Source organism: Stenotrophomonas sp. YJH_SMC_48-3, assembly GCF_059369375.1.
On record NZ_JCAFSQ010000021.1, the window covers coordinates 1 to 16,901 of the forward strand.

Below are 16,901 nucleotides of genomic sequence, written 5' to 3' on the forward strand. Positions count from 1 at the left end.
CGACCAGCTCGAGCAGCTCGGCGTCGTCAACCATGTCGGCCTTGTTCAGGAACACGACGATGTACGGCACGCCGACCTGACGCGACAGCAGGATGTGCTCGCGGGTCTGCGGCATCGGGCCGTCAGCGGCCGAGCACACCAGGATCGCGCCGTCCATCTGGGCGGCACCGGTGATCATGTTCTTGACGTAGTCAGCGTGGCCCGGGCAGTCAACGTGGGCGTAGTGACGGATCGGGGATTCGTATTCGACGTGCGCGGTCGAGATCGTGATACCACGTGCCTTTTCTTCCGGAGCAGCGTCGATCGAGGAGTAATCCTTGAACTCGCCACCGAAGCGCTCGGCACCGATCTTGGTCAGTGCAGCGGTCAGCGTGGTCTTGCCGTGGTCGACGTGACCGATGGTGCCGACGTTGACGTGCGGCTTGGTGCGCTCGAACTTACCCTTTGCCATTGTTCTATACCTTGATTGTTCGTAAATGGTTTCAAGAGAGGCTGAGCGAGGCTCAGCCCTTCTTCATGACGGCTTCGGCGATGTTGGTCGGAGCCGGCTCGTAGTGATCGAATTCCATGGTGAAGGTGGCGCGGCCCTGGGTCTGCGAACGCAGCGCAGTGGCGTAGCCGAACATTTCACCCAGCGGGATCATCGCGTTGATGATGCTGGCCGAACCGTCACCGGTGGTGTCGGAACCCTGCAGCACGCCGCGACGACGGCTGACGTCGCCCATCACGTCACCCTGGTAATCCTCCGGGGTCACGATCTCGACCTTCATGATCGGCTCCAGCAGCACCGGCTTGGCCTTGGCGAAGCCCTGCTTGAAGGCCATCGACGAAGCCAGCTTGAACGCCATTTCCGAGGAGTCGACGTCGTGGTACGAACCGAACACCAGCTTCACCTTGACGTCCACGACCGGGAAGCCAGCCAGCGGGCCGCTGGTGATGGTTTCGCGCAGGCCCTTTTCAACCGACGGAATGAATTCCTTCGGGATCACGCCGCCGGTGATGTCGTTGATGAACAGGAAATCGTCCTTGATCATCGGAGCGATCTTCGGATCGGCACGATCTTCAGCGGTGATCGGCGACAGCTCGATCACGACGTGACCGTACTGACCCTTACCACCGGACTGCTTGGCGTGCTTGTAGTCCGACTTGACGTCAGCCAGGGTGATGGTTTCGCGGTAGGCCACCTGCGGCGCGCCGACGTTGGCTTCAACGTTGAACTCGCGCTTCAGGCGGTCGACGATGATGTCCAGGTGCAGCTCGCCCATGCCCGAGATGATGGTCTGGCCGGATTCTTCGTCGGTCTTGACGCGGAACGACGGATCTTCCTGCGCCAGGCGACCCAGCGCCAGACCCATCTTTTCCTGGTCCGACTTGGTCTTCGGCTCGACGGCCATGGAGATCACCGGCTCCGGGAACGTCATGCGCTCCAGGATGATCGGGGCATCCACGGCGCACAGGGTGTCACCGGTGGTGGTGTCCTTCAGGCCCACGGCAGCAGCGATGTCACCAGCCAGAACTTCCTTGATTTCCTCGCGGTTGTTCGAGTGCATCTGCAGGATGCGGCCGATGCGCTCCTTCTTGCCCTTCACCGAGTTCAGCACGGTGTCGCCACCGTTCAGGGTGCCCGAGTAGACACGGAAGAAGGTCAGCGCGCCGACGAACGGGTCGGTGATGATCTTGAAGGCCAGCGACGAGAACGGCGCCTTGTCGTCCGACTTGCGGGTCATTTCGACGGTGTCGTCGTCAACGTCCACGCCCTTCACGTCCGGCACGTCGACCGGCGACGGCAGCAGCTGGATCACGCCGTCCAGCATGGCCTGCACGCCCTTGTTCTTGAAGGCCGAGCCGCAGTACATCGGCACGATCTCGGTGGCCAGGGTACGGGTACGCAGCGCGTTGATGATTTCGGCCTCGGCCAGCTCTTCGCCGCCCAGGTACTTTTCCATCAGCTCTTCGCTGGCTTCAGCAGCGGTCTCGACCATGAACTGGCGAGCTTCTTCCGCAGCCGCCTGCAGATCGGCCGGGATGTCGCTGTACTCGAACTTCATGCCCTGCGAGGCTTCATCCCAGTGGATGGCCTTCATCTTCAGCAGGTCGACAACGCCCTTGAAGTTGTCTTCAGCGCCGATCGGCAGCTGCATCGGCACGGCAACCGCGCCCAGCTTGGCCTTCAGCTGGCCGACGACCTTCTGGAAGTTGGCACCGGTGCGGTCCATCTTGTTGACGAACGCGATGCGCGGCACGTGGTACTTGTTGGCCTGGCGCCACACGGTTTCCGACTGCGGCTGCACGCCACCGACGGCGCACAGGACGAAGACGGCACCGTCGAGCACGCGCAGCGAGCGCTCAACTTCGATGGTGAAGTCGACGTGCCCCGGGGTGTCGATGATGTTGAAGCGGTGCTCCGGCAGGGACTTGTCCATGCCCTTCCAGAACGCGGTGGTGGCAGCGGACTGGATCGTGATGCCACGCTCCTGCTCCTGCTCCATCCAGTCCATGGTGGCGGCGCCGTCGTGCACTTCACCGATCTTGTGGCTCTTGCCGGTGTAGAACAGGATGCGCTCGGACGTGGTGGTCTTGCCGGCATCGATGTGAGCCATGATGCCGAAGTTACGGTAACGCTCGATGGGAGTGGAACGGGCCACGGGAGCCTCTCAGATTTCTTGGATTTCGGATGGCCGAACGCCGCCTTTCGGCGGCCTTCGGATTGGCGCAGTCTTTCTGGGACCGCGAGGCAGCACGCACCGAAGTGGTGCTGCCCTGCCTGTTTTACAAGGCCGTCAAACTCACCAGCGGTAGTGGGCGAATGCCTTGTTGGCTTCGGCCATGCGGTGGGTTTCTTCGCGCTTCTTGATGGCGCCGCCACGGTTTTCCGAGGCGTCGATCAGTTCAGCAGCCAGCTTCTTCGGCATGGTGTTCTCGCCGCGCTTGCGCGCGGAGTCGATCAGCCAGCGCATGGCCAGGGCCATCTTGCGCGACGAACGCACTTCGACCGGCACCTGGTAGGTGGCACCACCGACGCGGCGCGACTTGACTTCGACCGCCGGAGCGACGTTGTCCAGAGCCTTCTGCACCAGTTCAATGGCGTTGGCGCTGCTGTTCTTCTCGGTGATCACGTCCATGGCGCCGTACACGATCTTCTCGGCGACGGACTTCTTGCCGCTCTGCATGACCATGTTGATGAAACGGGCGATGGTTTCGCTTCCGTGCTTCGGATCGGGCAGGACGGAACGCTGCGGAGTATTACCCTTACGCGACATTGTGCTCTCTCCTTATGCCTTCGGACGCTTGGCGCCGTACTTGGAACGGGCCTGGCGACGCTTGGCAACGCCGGCGGCGTCGAGCGAGCCACGAACGGTGTGGTAACGCACACCCGGCAGGTCCTTGACGCGACCGCCGCGGATCAGGACCACGGAGTGCTCCTGCAGGTTGTGGCCTTCACCACCGATGTAGGAAATCACTTCTTCCTGGTTGGTCAGGCGGACCTTGGCAACCTTGCGCAGAGCCGAGTTCGGCTTCTTCGGAGTGGTGGTGTAGACACGGGTGCAGACGCCACGGCGCTGCGGGCACTTGTCGAGCGCCGGCGAGGCACTCTTGTAGGTGGTCGCTTGCCGCGGCTTGCGGACCAGCTGGTTGATCGTCGCCATCAGTAGGTTCTTCTGATTGGTGGCCGGAAAATCCGGCCAGAGATGCGGAAATGTTAAAGCAGGCCAAAATTCTGGCCTGCTGAGACAGACGATTGTAGCAACCTGCCAGGAAAGCAGTCAAACGCCTCCTGTCAAGCCCGCTCCTGATCCCGGAACGTTACTGGGGGGCCTCCATGTACCCCGTTCAGGTTGGCGGGGTGAACCACGAGGTCCACCCTGCCCTGCGCCGGTAGAGTCGACTGTTAGCCGACTCTCGATGGCAGTCGACCAACAGTCGACTCTACCGCCCGGGTGGTCCGGCTTTGCGGCCGGACCGGATGCATCATTCTTCGCCCGAGGCCTGTTCAGCTTCGGCTTCAACCACCGCTGCCTCGACCGCAGCCGGAGTGCCGGCCAGGGTCTGCATTTCCGACTCGGTAAGGCCGGAGGCGCCGCGGCGGCGGTTGCTGTGGTACGCCAGGCCGGTACCGGCCGGAATCAGGCGACCCACGATGACGTTTTCCTTCAGGCCGCGCAGGTTGTCCGAGGTGCCGCGGACGGCCGCTTCGGTCAACACACGGGTGGTTTCCTGGAACGACGCGGCCGAGATGAACGATTCAGTCGCCAGCGAGGCCTTGGTGATACCCAGCAGCACCGGATCGAAACGAGCCGGCAGCTCGTTGCGGGCCGCGAGGCGCGCATTCTCCTCGATAACGCGCTGGCGCTCCACCTGTTCGCCGTTCAGGAACTTGCTGCTGCCCTGGTCGGTGATCTCGACCTTGCGCAGCATCTGGCGGGTGATCACCTCGATGTGCTTGTCGTTGATCTTCACGCCCTGCAGGCGATACACGTCCTGGATTTCCTTCACCAGGTAGGCAGCCAGCGGTTCGACACCCAGCAGGCGCAGGATGTCCTGCGGGCTCGGCTCGCCGTCCACGATGGTTTCACCCTTGGTGACATGCTCGCCTTCGAACACGATGACCTGGCGGTACTTCGGGATCAGCTCTTCGTGCTCCGAACCATCGGTGTCCTTGATGATCAGGCGCTGCTTGCCCTTGGTGTCCTTGCCGAAGCTGATGATGCCCGAACGCTCGGCCAGCACCGCCGGATCCTTCGGCTTGCGCGCTTCGAACAGATCGGCCACGCGCGGCAGACCACCGGTGATGTCGCGGGTCTTCGACGCTTCCTGCGGAATCTTGGCGACCACGTCACCCACGCCGACGGCAGCGCCGTCCTGCAGGTTGACGATCGAGCGCGGCGGCAGCAGGTACTGCGCCGGCAGGTCGGTGCCCGGAATCGACAGGTCGTTGCCCTTGGCGTCGACGATGCGCACGATCGGGCGCAGATCCTTGGCCTGGGTACCACGACGCTTCGGATCGGTGATTTCGCGCGAAGCAAGGCCGGTCAGCTCGTCGGTCTTCTCGATGACGGTGATGCCGTCGACGAAGTCGATGAAGCGGATGAAGCCGGCCACTTCCGACACGATCGGGTGGTTATGCGGATCCCAGTTGGCCACGGTCTGGCCCGCCTTGATCGCATCACCGTCCTTGGACGTGATGGTCGCACCGTACGGCAACTTGTAACGCTCACGCTCACGGCCGTGGGCATCGAGCACCGAGATTTCGCCCGAGCGCGACACTGCCACCAGCGAGCCGTTGGCATGCTCGACCGACTTGAGGTTGCTGAACTTGACCGAGCCGGTGGTCTTGACGGTGATGTTGTCGACCGCAGCAGCTCGCGACGCCGCACCACCGATGTGGAACGTACGCATGGTCAGCTGGGTACCCGGCTCACCGATGGACTGGGCGGCGATGACGCCGACCGCTTCACCGATGTTGACCAGGTGGCCGCGGGCCAGATCGCGGCCGTAGCAGCGCGAGCAGACACCGAAGGCCGATTCGCAGGAGATGGTCGAGCGAACCTTGATGGTCTGCACGCCGGCATCTTCCAGCTTGGCCACCCAGGCTTCGTCCAGCAGGGTGTTGCGGGTGACGATCGGATCTTCATCGTTGCCCGGCAGGAACACGTCCTCGGCCACCACGCGACCCAGCACGCGGTCCTTCAGCGGCTCGACCACGTCGCCGCCTTCCACGATCGGGGTCATGATCAGGCCTTCGGTGGTACCGCAATCCACCTCGGTGATCACCACGTCCTGCGCGACGTCGACCAGACGACGGGTCAGGTAACCCGAGTTCGCGGTCTTCAGCGCGGTATCGGCCAGACCCTTACGGGCACCGTGGGTGGAGTTGAAGTACTCCTGCACGTTCAGGCCTTCGCGGAAGTTCGCCTTGATGGGCGTCTCGATGATCGAGCCGTCCGGGCGGGCCATCAGGCCGCGCATGCCGGCCAGCTGACGGATCTGCGCCTGCGAACCACGCGCACCGGAGTCGGCCATGATGTACAGCGAGTTCATCGACTTCTGGTCGATGGTCTCACCCTTGGCATTGACCACCTTCTCGGTACCGATGGTGTCCATCATCGCCTTGGCGATGCGCTCGTTGGTGCGCGACCAGATGTCGACCACCTTGTTGTAGCGCTCGCCGGCGGTGACCAGGCCCGACTGGTACTGCTCCTGGATTTCCAGCACTTCGGCTTCGGCCTCGGTGAGGATGCCCTTCTTCTCGTCCGGGATCAGCATGTCGTCGATGCCGATCGAGACGCCGGCACGGGTCGCGTAGGCGAAGCCGGTGTACATCAGCTTGTCAGCGAACACGACCGTGTCCTTCAGGCCCAGCTGGCGGTAGCTGGAGTTGATCAGGCGGCTGATGTTCTTCTTGGTCAGTTCGACATTGGCCAGTGCGAACGGCAGGCCTTCCGGCAGGATTTCAGCCAGCAGGGCGCGACCGATCGTGGTGTCCACGATCGAGGTCTTGTTCTGCTTGTTGCCATCTTCGTCGGTCACCACCTCGGTGATGCGGACCTTGACCTTGGCGTGCAGTTCCACCACGCGGTTGTCGTAGGCGCGCTTGACTTCGGCGATGTTGGCGAAGGCCATGCCCTCGCCCTTCTTGTTCTCCAGCGAGCGGGTCATGTAGTACAGACCCAGCACGACGTCCTGCGACGGTACGATGATCGGCTCGCCGTTGGCCGGCGACAGGATGTTGTTGGTCGACATCATCAGCGCACGCGCTTCCAGCTGGGCTTCCAGCGAGAGCGGCACGTGGACGGCCATCTGGTCACCGTCGAAGTCGGCGTTGAACGCGGTGCAGACCAGCGGGTGCAGCTGGATGGCCTTGCCTTCGATCAGCACCGGCTCGAACGCCTGGATACCCAGACGGTGCAGGGTCGGCGCACGGTTCAGCATCACCGGATGCTCGCGGATGACCTCTTCCAGGATGTCCCAGACTTCGGCTTCTTCGCGCTCGACCAGCTTCTTGGCGGCCTTGATGGTGGTGGCCAGGCCACGACGCTGCAGCTTGGCGAAGACGAACGGCTTGAACAGCTCGAGCGCCATCTTCTTCGGCAGGCCGCACTGGTGCAGGCGCAGGTACGGGCCGACCACGATGACCGAACGGCCCGAGTAGTCGACGCGCTTGCCGAGCAGGTTCTGGCGGAAGCGACCCTGCTTGCCCTTGATCATGTCGGCCAGCGACTTCAGCGGGCGCTTGTTGGTGCCGGTGATGGCACGGCCACGACGGCCGTTGTCCAGCAGCGCATCGACCGACTCCTGCAGCATGCGCTTTTCATTGCGCACGATGATGTCCGGCGCGCTCAGTTCGAGCAGGCGGCGCAGGCGGTTGTTGCGGTTGATGACGCGGCGGTACAGGTCGTTCAGGTCGGAGGTCGCGAAGCGGCCGCCATCCAGCGGGACCAGCGGACGCAGGTCCGGCGGCAGCACCGGCAGCACGGTCATGACCATCCATTCCGGACGGTTGCCCGATTCCAGGAAGGCTTCGATCAGCTTGATGCGCTTGGTGAGGCGCTTGAGCTTGGTTTCCGAACCGGTAGCGGCGATTTCCTCGCGCAGGCGGGTCATTTCCGACTGCAGGTCGATCGTGCGCAGCAGTTCGTACACGGCCTCGGCGCCCATCGCGGCGTCGAAGTCGTCACCGTGCTCCTGGCGGGCCTGCAGGTACTGTTCCTCGGTCAGCAGCTGGCGGCGTTCCAGGGCGGTCAGGCCCGGCTCGGTCACCACGTAGGCTTCGAAATACAGCACGCGCTCGATGTCGCGCAGGGTCATGTCCAGCATCAGGCCGATGCGCGACGGCAGCGACTTCAGGAACCAGATGTGGGCGACCGGCGAGGCCAGGTCGATGTGGCCCATGCGCTCGCGGCGCACCTTGGCCAGGGTCACTTCGGTGCCGCACTTTTCGCAGACCACGCCGCGGTGCTTCATGCGCTTGTACTTGCCGCACAGGCACTCGTAGTCCTTCACCGGTCCGAAGATGGCGGCGCAGAACAGGCCGTCGCGTTCCGGCTTGAAGGTGCGGTAGTTGATGGTTTCCGGCTTCTTCACTTCGCCGAAGGACCACGAACGGATCAGGTCCGGCGAGGCCAGCGCGATCTTGATCGCGTCGAAGTCCAGCGTCTGGCGCTGCTGGTTGAAGAGGTTGAGCAGGTCTTTCATGGTGTTCTCCAGAAGGAGGAATGCTGTGTCGATGGGCTTTCAGTTCACTGCCAGCGGCGCGGCGGTGGAGGCCGCCGCGCCGGCATGGATCAGTTGTCTTCCAGTTCCATGTTGATGGCCAGCGAGCGGATTTCCTTCACGAGCACGTTGAAGGATTCCGGCATGCCCGCGACCATCTCGTGCTCACCGTCGACGATGTTCTTGTACATCTGGTTGCGGCCCTGCACGTCGTCGGACTTCACCGTCAGCATTTCCTGCAGGGTGTAGGCCGCGCCGTAGGCTTCCAGCGCCCAGACTTCCATTTCACCGAAGCGCTGGCCGCCGAACTGCGCCTTGCCGCCCAGCGGCTGCTGGGTGACGAGCGAGTACGGGCCGGTCGAACGGGCGTGCATCTTGTCGTCGACCAGGTGGTTCAGCTTCAGGTAGTGCATGTAGCCAACCGTGGTGTGGCGATCGAATGCTTCACCGGTGCGGCCGTCGTACAGCTGGGTCTGGCCACTGCTCGGCAGGTCGGCCAGTTCCAGCATGCGCTTGATTTCCGCTTCGGTGGCGCCGTCGAACACCGGGGTGGCCATCGGCACGCCGTCGGTCAGGTTGCGGGCCAGGCGCAGCAGTTCCTCGTCGCTGAACTGCGACAGGTCGACACGGTTGGCCACGTTGGTATCGTCGTGGTTGTAGATGTCGTCCAGGAACTTGCGCAGGTCGGCCACCGCCGCCTGGGCTTCCAGCATCGCCTGGATCTTGCGACCCAGGCCCTTGGCGGCCCAGCCCAGGTGCACTTCCAGGATCTGGCCGATGTTCATGCGCGACGGCACGCCCAGCGGGTTCAGCACGATATCCACGGTTTCGCCCGAGGCCATGTACGGCATGTCCTCGACCGGCACCACGTTGGAGACCACACCCTTGTTGCCGTGGCGGCCGGCCATCTTGTCGCCCGGCTGGATGCGGCGCTTCACGGCCAGGAACACCTTGACCATCTTCAGCACGCCCGGGGCGAGGTCGTCACCGGCGGTGATCTTGCCGCGCTTGTCGGCGAAGCGACGCTCGAATTCCTTCTCGTGCGCCTGGATCTGCTTCTGTGCGCGCTCGATGGCTTCCGAAGCGTCTTCGTCCTTCATGCGCAGGGCGAACCAGTCAGCCTTCTTCAGGCCGTCCAGGAAGGCGTCGGTGATCACGTCACCCTTCTTCAGGCCAGCGCCACCGTTGACCACCTTGCCCACGATCTGCGAACGCAGACGCATGTAGATGGCGGCCTCCAGGATGCGGAACTGGTCGTCGAAGTCCTTCTTGACGCGCTTGATTTCAGACTCTTCGATCTGGCGGGCGCGCTTGTCCTTCTCGATGCCGTCGCGGGTGAAGACCTGCACGTCGATGACGGTGCCGTCCATGCCCGGCGGAACGCGCAGCGAGCTGTCCTTCACGTCCGAAGCCTTCTCGCCGAAGATCGCGCGCAGCAGCTTCTCTTCCGGAGTCAGCTGGCTTTCGCCCTTCGGGGTGACCTTGCCGACCAGGATGTCGCCGGCACGGACTTCCGCACCGATGTACACCACGCCGCTCTCGTCCAGGCGGTTCAGCGCCTGCTCGGAGACGTTCGGGATGTCGGCGGAGATTTCCTCCGGCCCCAGCTTGGTGTCACGCGCGACGCAGGTCAGCTCTTCGATGTGGATCGTGGTGTAACGATCTTCTTCCACCACGCGCTCGGACAGCAGGATGGAGTCTTCGAAGTTGTAGCCGTTCCACGGCATGAACGCGATCAGCATGTTCTGGCCCAGGGCCAGTTCGCCGATGTCGGTGGACGGACCGTCGGCCAGCACGTCACCGCGGGCGATGACGTCACCCACCTGGACCAGCGGACGCTGGTTGATGCAGGTGTTCTGGTTCGAACGGGTGTACTTGACCAGGTTGTAGATGTCCACGCCCGCGTCGGTGGCGCCAACGATCTCTTCCTCGTTGACCTTGACCACGATGCGGGCTGCGTCGATCTGCACGATCTCGCCACCACGGCGGGCGTTCACGGTCACGCCGGAGTCCCGCGCCACGGCGCGCTCGATGCCGGTACCCACCAGCGGCTTCTGCGCACGCAGGGTCGGCACGGCCTGACGCTGCATGTTGGCGCCCATCAGTGCGCGGTTGGCGTCATCGTGCTCCAGGAACGGAACCAGCGCGGCCGCGATCGACACGGTCTGCATCGGCGAGACGTCCATGAAGTGCACTTCCGCCGGCGGCTTCAGCAGCGATTCGCCCTGGAAGCGGCACGGCACGAACTGCTCGGTCAGGGTGCCCTTGGCGTCGGTCAGCGCGTTGGCCTGCGCAATGACGTACTCGTTTTCTTCGATCGCCGACAGGAACTCGACTTCGTCATAGACCTTGCCGTCCACGACCTTTCGGTACGGGGTCTCGAGGAAACCGTACTGGTTGGTGCGGGCGTACACGGCCAGCGAGTTGATCAGGCCGATGTTCGGGCCTTCCGGGGTTTCGATGGTGCAGACGCGGCCGTAATGGGTCGGGTGCACGTCGCGCACTTCGAAGCCGGCGCGCTCGCGGGTCAGGCCGCCCGGGCCCAGGGCCGAGACGCGACGCTTGTGCGTCACTTCCGACAGCGGGTTGTTCTGATCCATGAACTGCGACAGCTGCGAGGAACCGAAGAACTCCTTGATGGCAGCGGCGACCGGCTTGGCGTTGATCAGCTCCTGAGGGGTCAGGCCTTCCGACTCGGCCATCGACAGGCGCTCCTTGACCGCGCGCTCGACGCGGACCAGGCCCACGCGGAACACGTTCTCGGCCATTTCACCGACCGAGCGCACGCGACGGTTGCCCAGGTGATCGATGTCGTCGACCACGCCGCGACCGTTGCGGATCTCGGTCAGGACCTTGATCACGTCGAGGATGTCGGAGCTGTCGCCGTGGGCGGCGACCAGGCGCTTGGACTCTTCGTCGTTGCGCTCACCGAAGTACTTGCTGTCGTACAGCACGGCTTCGCCGGTGGTTTCCTTGCGGCCCACGCGACGGTTGAACTTCATGCGGCCGACCGCGGACAGGTCGTAGCGCTCGAAGGTGAAGAACAGGTTGTGGAACAGGTTCTGCGCGGCATCCTTGGTCGGCGGCTCGCCCGGACGCATCATGCGGTAGATCTCGACCAGCGCTTCCAGCTGGGTCTTGGTCGGGTCGATGCGCAGGGTGTTGGACAGGTACGGACCACGATCCAGGTCGTTCACCCACAGGGTGCCGACCGCGTCCACGCCGGCCTTGCGGAAGGCCTGCAGCTGTTCGTCGGTGATCTCGTCGTTGGCCTGGGCCAGCAGTTCGCCGGTCGAGGCATCGACCACGTCGTGCGACAGGATGCGGCCGACGATGTAGTCGTCCGGCACGGCCAGGGCGGCGATGCCCGAGGCTTCCAGCTGCTTGATGTGGCGCGCGGTGATGCGCTTGCCGGCTTCCACGATGACCTTGTCGCCGTCGGCGAGGTCGAAGCCCAGGGTTTCGCCACGCAGGCGCTCGGGCACCAGCTCCAGCTGGACGCCTTCATCCGGGTTGATGTGGAAGGTGTTGATCTCGAAGAACTCGGCCAGCATCTCTTCGTTGCTGTAACCAAGCGCGCGCAGCAGGATCGACACCGGCAGCTTGCGGCGGCGGTCGATACGGGTGAACAGCGCATCCTTCGGGTCGAACTCGAAGTCCAGCCAGGAACCGCGGTAAGGAATGATGCGGGCGCTGTACAGCAGCTTGCCCGAGCTGTGGGTCTTGCCGCGGTCGTGGTCGAAGAACACGCCCGGCGAGCGGTGCAGCTGCGAGACGATGACGCGCTCGGTACCGTTGACGATGAAGGTGCCGTTCTCGGTCATCAGCGGGATTTCGCCCAGATAGACCTCCTGCTCCTTCACGTACTTGATGGCCTTGGTCGACGACTCACGGTCGTAGATCACCAGGCGCACGGTGACGCGCAGCGGGGCGCCGTAGCTCATGCCGCGCTGGCGGCACTCACGCTCGTCGAAGACCGGTTCGCCCAGCTTGTAGCCGACGTATTCCAGGGCAGCATTGCCGCTGTAGCTGGCGATCGGGAAGACCGACTTCAGCGCAGCATGCAGGCCGTGGTCCGTGCGCTTGGCCGGATCGACGTTTTCCTGCAGGAATTCACGATAGGAATCCACCTGGATGGCGAGCAGGAACGGCACTTCGAGAATCGAGCGCTGCTTGCCGAAATCCTTGCGGATACGCTTTTTTTCGGTGAACGAATAGGACGTCATGAGGTCTTCCACCTTGTTGTGCGGGCCGTGCGTCCACGACCCTGAAGGGAACTTGAAATTGTCAGTTGGAAGTCGCTGGTATTGCCGGCACCAGCACGCCTTCTCCCGCTACTTCCAACTGCCAACTCGTCTGCTACCACCCCCCCCGCTGCCGCGCCGTGCGCTGGCCTGCCGGGGTTTGACTGCAGCCCGTGTTGGGCTTTTTCCTGCTTTTGAAACGGTAGAGTCGACTGTTGGTCGACTTCCTTCACAGCAGTCGACCAACAGTCGACTCTACACCACCGCAACAACGACCAAAGGCCGGGGGCTTACGCCCCCAGCCTTGGCTGCATCGCCGCGAATCGATGACGATGCAAGGTAACTGCTTACTTGACTTCGACAGTCGCGCCAGCAGCTTCCAGGTCCTTCTTCATCTTCTCGGCGTCTTCCTTCGAAGCGCCTTCCTTCAGGACGCCACCGGCTTCGGCCAGGTCCTTCGCTTCCTTCAGGCCCAGGCCGGTGATGGCGCGGACGGCCTTGATGACTTCGACCTTCTTGTCGCCGGCCGACTTCAGGGTGACGGTGAACTCGGTCTGCTCTTCAACAGCAGCGGCCGGGCCAGCGGCGGCAGCCACGGCAACCGGAGCAGCGGCGGAGACGCCGAACTTCTCTTCGATGGCCTTGACCAGCTCCATCACTTCCATCAGGGACTTCTCGGCGATGGCGTCGACGATCTGTTCGTTGGTAAGGGACATGATTAATACCTTTGGATGATTTTCTGGGTTGAGGTTCCGTCAGGAACCACGATAAGTCGAAACTCAGGCGGTCTCGGCGGCCGGCTCGGCAGCGTCGGCAGCGACGTCGCCACCACCCTGCTTCTCGCCAACGGCCTTGATGGCGCGGGCAAACATCGTGACCGGCTCGGTCAGGACGCGGGCCAGCATGGCCAGGGCCTGGTCGCGGGTCGGCAGCGAGGCCAGCACTTCGACGTGGCTTGCCGGGAACACTTCGCCACCGATGGCGACGACCTTAGCCTTCAGCTTGTCGTTGCCCTTGGCGGCTTCCTTGATCAGGCGACCGGCAGCGCCGGGCTCCTCGAGCGAGAACGCGTACAGCAGCGGACCAACCATCTGGTCCTGGGCGACTGCGAACTCGGTGCCTTCAACGGCGCGCGAAGCCAGGGTGTTCTTGACAACCTTCAAGAAAACACCGGTTTCACGAGCCTGCTTGCGCATCGCGGTCATCTGGGCGACCGTGGTGCCAGCGTATTCGGCTGCGATCAAGGAGTGGGCCTTGGCGGCGACGTCTGCCAGCTCGGCGACTACTTCTTGCTTCTGGGACAGATTGAGAGCCATTGCACTCCTCCTATTGAACTCCGCTTACGGCTCCTGCCGTGTGCGGTCCTGTGCGGCATCCGTCCTGGACGCCGGGAACATCGGGATGATGTTCCGGGGGTGGGCCGTTCTAGACCTGGAGTGGGCCAACCTGGGGAAACCCAGACGTGCGTGAACCAGAAAAACTCCAGAAGGGCACCATCTACGCAGGGTGATTCCGGGGAATCGATTAAGCGTTCATGACTGCTCCGGCGGCGACTCCTTGCCAGGTCGAGCTTCCCTGCCCGTCGCCGGTATTGCCACGACCGCGCCTGCGGTCTTTGACGGCTACCGCGGGCGATGCACTGCCAGCGATGCCTTCAAATGTCACGGTCACGGCACCGAAGGTACCGTGACCGCTTGAAACAATTACTTCAGGGTCAGCGACGACTGGTCGACGGTGACGCCCGGGCCCATCGTCGAGCTGACCGAAACCTTCTGCAGGTAGGTGCCCTTGGAGGTGGCCGGCTTGGCCTTGATCAGGTCCAGCAGCAGCGCGGTCAGGTTCGACTTCAGCGCGTCTTCGGCGAAGTCGGCCTTGCCGATGGTGCAGTGGATGATGCCGGCCTTGTCGGTACGGTAACGGACCTGGCCCGACTTGGCGTTCTTCACGGCTTCACCCGGGTTCGGGGAAACGGTGCCGACCTTCGGGTTCGGCATCAGGCCACGCGGGCCCAGCACGGTGCCCAGCTTGCCGACGACGCGCATGGCGTCCGGGGTCGCGATGACGACGTCGTAGTTCAGATCGCCGGCCTGCATCTTCTCGGCCAGATCATCCATGCCGACGGCTTCGGCGCCAGCGGCCAGGGCTTCGTCAGCCTTGGCACCGGCCGGAGCGAACACGGCGACGCGGACCGACTTGCCGGTACCGGCCGGCAGCACGGTGGAGCCACGGACCTGCTGGTCGGACTTCTTCGCATCGACGCCCAGGCGCACAGCGACGTCGATCGACTCGACGAACTTGGCCTTGGTGGCGGTCTTCAGGATGTTGATCGCGTCCTCGAAGGCGTATGCCTTGCCCGGGACGACGGCGGCCTTGATGGCCTTCTCACGCTTGGTCTGTGCCATCTTATTAACCCTCCACCACGAGGCCCATGGAACGGGCAGAGCCAGCGATGGTACGCACGGCGGCGTCCAGATCGGCGGCAGTCAGATCCGGTTCCTTCGCCTTGGCGATCTCTTCCAGCTGCTTACGGGTGACCTTGCCGACCTTCTCGGTGTTCGGGCGCTTGGAGCCCGACGAGATGCCAGCAGCCTTCTTCAGCAGGGTGGTGGCCGGGGTGCTCTTGGTGATGAAGGTGAACGTACGGTCCGAGTAGGCCGTGATGATCACCGGAACCGGCAGGCCCGGCTCGAGCTTCTGCGTGGCAGCGTTGAACGCCTTGCAGAATTCCATGATGTTCAGACCGCGCTGACCCAGCGCAGGGCCGACCGGCGGCGAGGGGTTGGCCTGACCGGCCTTCACCTGCAGCTTGATGTAACCGACAACTTTCTTTGCCATGTGAGTACTCTCCGGGTGCTAGCGCCTTTCGACAACAGGCTCCCCATCGGACCGGGAATCACGCGTCCCGGCATCGCGTTTTGAAATCATGCTGAAGGCCGCCTTGCGGCGGCCTCATCCTGCTGGCTTCCCAGCGGGGAGCCGCGCACTATATCAGGTTTTTTCTTCACATGCCTGAAGTGGCACATAAACGAGAGAAACCGGGCCAAGCCCGGTTTCTGTTCAGGAGGCGAGCATGGCTCGACTCTGCAGCTGGATCAGACGGCTTTTTCGACCTGGCCGAACTCGAGTTCGACCGGAGTAGCGCGACCGAAGATCAGCACGGAAACGCGCAGACGGCTCTTCTCGTAGTTGACTTCTTCGACGACGCCATTGAAATCGTTGAACGGGCCATCGGTGACGCGGACCATCTGGCCCGGCTCGAACAGCACCTTCGGACGCGGCTTCTCGACACCTTCCTGAACGCGGTTCAGGATGGCCTCGGCCTCGGAATCGGCGATCGGCAGCGGACGGTCGGCGGTGCCGCCGATGAAGCCCATGACGCGCGGGGTTTCCTTGACCAGATGCCAGCTTTCGTTGTCGATGCGCGGAATACCGGCTTCTTCGTGGGTCTCGATCTGGACCAGCACATAACCCGGGAAGAACTTGCGCTCGGAGCGGCGCTTCTGGCCAGCGCGCATCTCGACCACTTCTTCGGTCGGGACCAGGACATCGCCGAAGCGCTCTTCCATGCCGTCACGGACGATGCGATCGCGCAGGGCCTGCGCCACCGACTTCTCGAAGCCCGAATAGGCGTGAACGACGTACCAACGCTTCATGCAATTCTCCTTAGCGGCTCAGGAACAACTGAACCAGCCACTGAATGACGTAATCGAACCCACCCAGCAACAGACTGAGAATGGTCACCACCACCATCACGACCCAGGTCATGCGGATGGCTTCCTGGCGCGTCGGCCAGACCACCTTGCGCAGTTCGAAGCGCGACTCGGAGAGGAATTCGCGGGTGTCGCGCCCCTTGCCGGTCAGCATGAACACGCCGATACCGCCAACCAGACCGACCACAACCGCCAACGCACGCAGCTGACCCGCCCACGCACCCAGCTGGGTGGCGCGACCGGAATCGGCGGAGAACCAGAACCAGACGAACAGACCGGCCAGCACCAGCAGCGATGCGGCGACGTACTTGACGATATCCCCGCCATTGGCGGAGTTGTCCTTGGAGTGTTCGATCTTGCTATTCATCCGGCTGTGTCTGCTTTAGCGGCCCAGGCCGCTGGATAAGGTGGGCAGGTGGCACGCCAGGAGGGACTCGAACCCCCAACCTGCGGTTTTGGAGACCGCTGCTCTGCCAATTGAGCTACTGGCGTACGTGTTGAAACTTGCCTTCCCTTAGACGGCGAAGGCGGACCGAGGTTCCCGGCCCGCCATTCGCGTAACCGGCGGCGCTATGCAACCACCGGTACTGCAGGCTTACTCGATGATCTTCGAGACCACGCCGGCGCCGACGGTGCGGCCGCCTTCGCGGATGGCGAAGCGCAGGCCTTCGTCCATCGCCACCGGGTTGATCAGGGTGACGACCATCTTGACGTTGTCACCCGGCATCACCATTTC

At 63.3% G+C, this 16,901-nt stretch carries 13 protein-coding genes and 1 tRNA gene; all 14 read right to left on the reverse strand.

Going from position 1 to position 16,901, the window contains the following annotated elements:
• Positions 1 to 451 (reverse strand): GTP-binding protein (locus tag AC5P65_RS20320; RefSeq protein WP_495215461.1); only part of this gene is annotated, 451 nt, incomplete at its 3' end.
• Positions 452 to 503: 52 nt separating this feature from the next.
• Positions 504 to 2,645: an elongation factor G gene (fusA, locus tag AC5P65_RS20325; protein ID WP_019662237.1), complete on the reverse strand. Its 2,142-nt coding sequence runs from the start codon at positions 2,643 to 2,645 to the stop codon at positions 504 to 506.
• Between the two features lie 141 nt (positions 2,646 to 2,786).
• Complete coding sequence (gene rpsG / locus AC5P65_RS20330) at positions 2,787 to 3,260, reverse strand: 30S ribosomal protein S7 (protein WP_004145321.1); 474 nt, start codon at positions 3,258 to 3,260, stop codon at positions 2,787 to 2,789.
• Between the two features lie 12 nt (positions 3,261 to 3,272).
• Entirely contained in the window at positions 3,273 to 3,647 is a 375-nt protein-coding gene (rpsL, locus tag AC5P65_RS20335; RefSeq protein WP_004145320.1) for a 30S ribosomal protein S12, read from the reverse strand.
• A 322-nt stretch (positions 3,648 to 3,969) separates the two neighbouring features.
• Positions 3,970 to 8,193 carry a DNA-directed RNA polymerase subunit beta' gene (rpoC, locus tag AC5P65_RS20340; protein ID WP_019662236.1) on the reverse strand — a complete coding sequence of 1,408 codons (4,224 nt, stop codon included), beginning with the start codon at positions 8,191 to 8,193 and terminating at the stop codon, positions 3,970 to 3,972.
• A gap of 89 nt (positions 8,194 to 8,282) precedes the next feature.
• Complete coding sequence (gene rpoB / locus AC5P65_RS20345; protein ID WP_019662235.1) at positions 8,283 to 12,437, reverse strand: DNA-directed RNA polymerase subunit beta; 4,155 nt, start codon at positions 12,435 to 12,437, stop codon at positions 8,283 to 8,285.
• 365 nt (positions 12,438 to 12,802) lie between these two features.
• Positions 12,803 to 13,171: a 50S ribosomal protein L7/L12 gene (gene rplL, locus AC5P65_RS20350; RefSeq protein WP_005408204.1), complete on the reverse strand. Its 369-nt coding sequence runs from the start codon at positions 13,169 to 13,171 to the stop codon at positions 12,803 to 12,805.
• A 63-nt stretch (positions 13,172 to 13,234) separates the two neighbouring features.
• Positions 13,235 to 13,771, reverse strand: a complete 537-nt coding sequence (gene rplJ, locus AC5P65_RS20355; RefSeq protein ID WP_010480377.1) for a 50S ribosomal protein L10 — start codon at positions 13,769 to 13,771, stop codon at positions 13,235 to 13,237.
• Positions 13,772 to 14,158: 387 nt separating this feature from the next.
• Positions 14,159 to 14,857, reverse strand: coding sequence for a 50S ribosomal protein L1 (rplA, locus tag AC5P65_RS20360; protein ID WP_014646045.1), 699 nt, complete (start codon positions 14,855 to 14,857; stop codon positions 14,159 to 14,161).
• A gap of 4 nt (positions 14,858 to 14,861) precedes the next feature.
• Positions 14,862 to 15,290, reverse strand: a complete 429-nt coding sequence (gene rplK, locus AC5P65_RS20365; RefSeq protein ID WP_004145248.1) for a 50S ribosomal protein L11 — start codon at positions 15,288 to 15,290, stop codon at positions 14,862 to 14,864.
• Positions 15,291 to 15,547: 257 nt separating this feature from the next.
• Entirely contained in the window at positions 15,548 to 16,108 is a 561-nt protein-coding gene (gene nusG / locus AC5P65_RS20370; RefSeq protein WP_004154362.1) for a transcription termination/antitermination protein NusG, read from the reverse strand.
• A gap of 10 nt (positions 16,109 to 16,118) precedes the next feature.
• Positions 16,119 to 16,532 (reverse strand): preprotein translocase subunit SecE, encoded by a 414-nt coding sequence (gene secE, locus AC5P65_RS20375; RefSeq protein WP_005408202.1) that lies wholly within the window; start codon positions 16,530 to 16,532, stop codon positions 16,119 to 16,121.
• A 49-nt stretch (positions 16,533 to 16,581) separates the two neighbouring features.
• Positions 16,582 to 16,657, reverse strand: a tRNA-Trp gene (locus AC5P65_RS20380).
• A 103-nt stretch (positions 16,658 to 16,760) separates the two neighbouring features.
• On the reverse strand, positions 16,761 to 16,901 hold a 141-nt coding region (locus tag AC5P65_RS20385), incomplete at its 5' end, for an EF-Tu C-terminal domain-related protein (RefSeq protein WP_487247787.1).

Excerpts from the sequence above, each read along its gene's own strand:
- nusG (WP_004154362.1), bottom strand. The coding sequence starts at position 16,108 with ATGAAGCGTTGGTACGTCGTTCACGCCTATTCGGGCTTCGAGAAGTCG.
- rpoB (WP_019662235.1), bottom strand. The coding sequence starts at position 12,437 with ATGACGTCCTATTCGTTCACCGAAAAAAAGCGTATCCGCAAGGATTTC.
- rpsG (WP_004145321.1), bottom strand. The coding sequence starts at position 3,260 with ATGTCGCGTAAGGGTAATACTCCGCAGCGTTCCGTCCTGCCCGATCCG.
- rpsL (WP_004145320.1), bottom strand. The coding sequence starts at position 3,647 with ATGGCGACGATCAACCAGCTGGTCCGCAAGCCGCGGCAAGCGACCACC.
- secE (WP_005408202.1), bottom strand. The coding sequence starts at position 16,532 with ATGAATAGCAAGATCGAACACTCCAAGGACAACTCCGCCAATGGCGGG.
- rpoC (WP_019662236.1), bottom strand. The coding sequence starts at position 8,193 with ATGAAAGACCTGCTCAACCTCTTCAACCAGCAGCGCCAGACGCTGGAC.
- rplA (WP_014646045.1), bottom strand. The coding sequence starts at position 14,857 with ATGGCACAGACCAAGCGTGAGAAGGCCATCAAGGCCGCCGTCGTCCCG.
- rplJ (WP_010480377.1), bottom strand. The coding sequence starts at position 13,771 with ATGGCTCTCAATCTGTCCCAGAAGCAAGAAGTAGTCGCCGAGCTGGCA.
- rplK (WP_004145248.1), bottom strand. The coding sequence starts at position 15,290 with ATGGCAAAGAAAGTTGTCGGTTACATCAAGCTGCAGGTGAAGGCCGGT.
- rplL (WP_005408204.1), bottom strand. The coding sequence starts at position 13,171 with ATGTCCCTTACCAACGAACAGATCGTCGACGCCATCGCCGAGAAGTCC.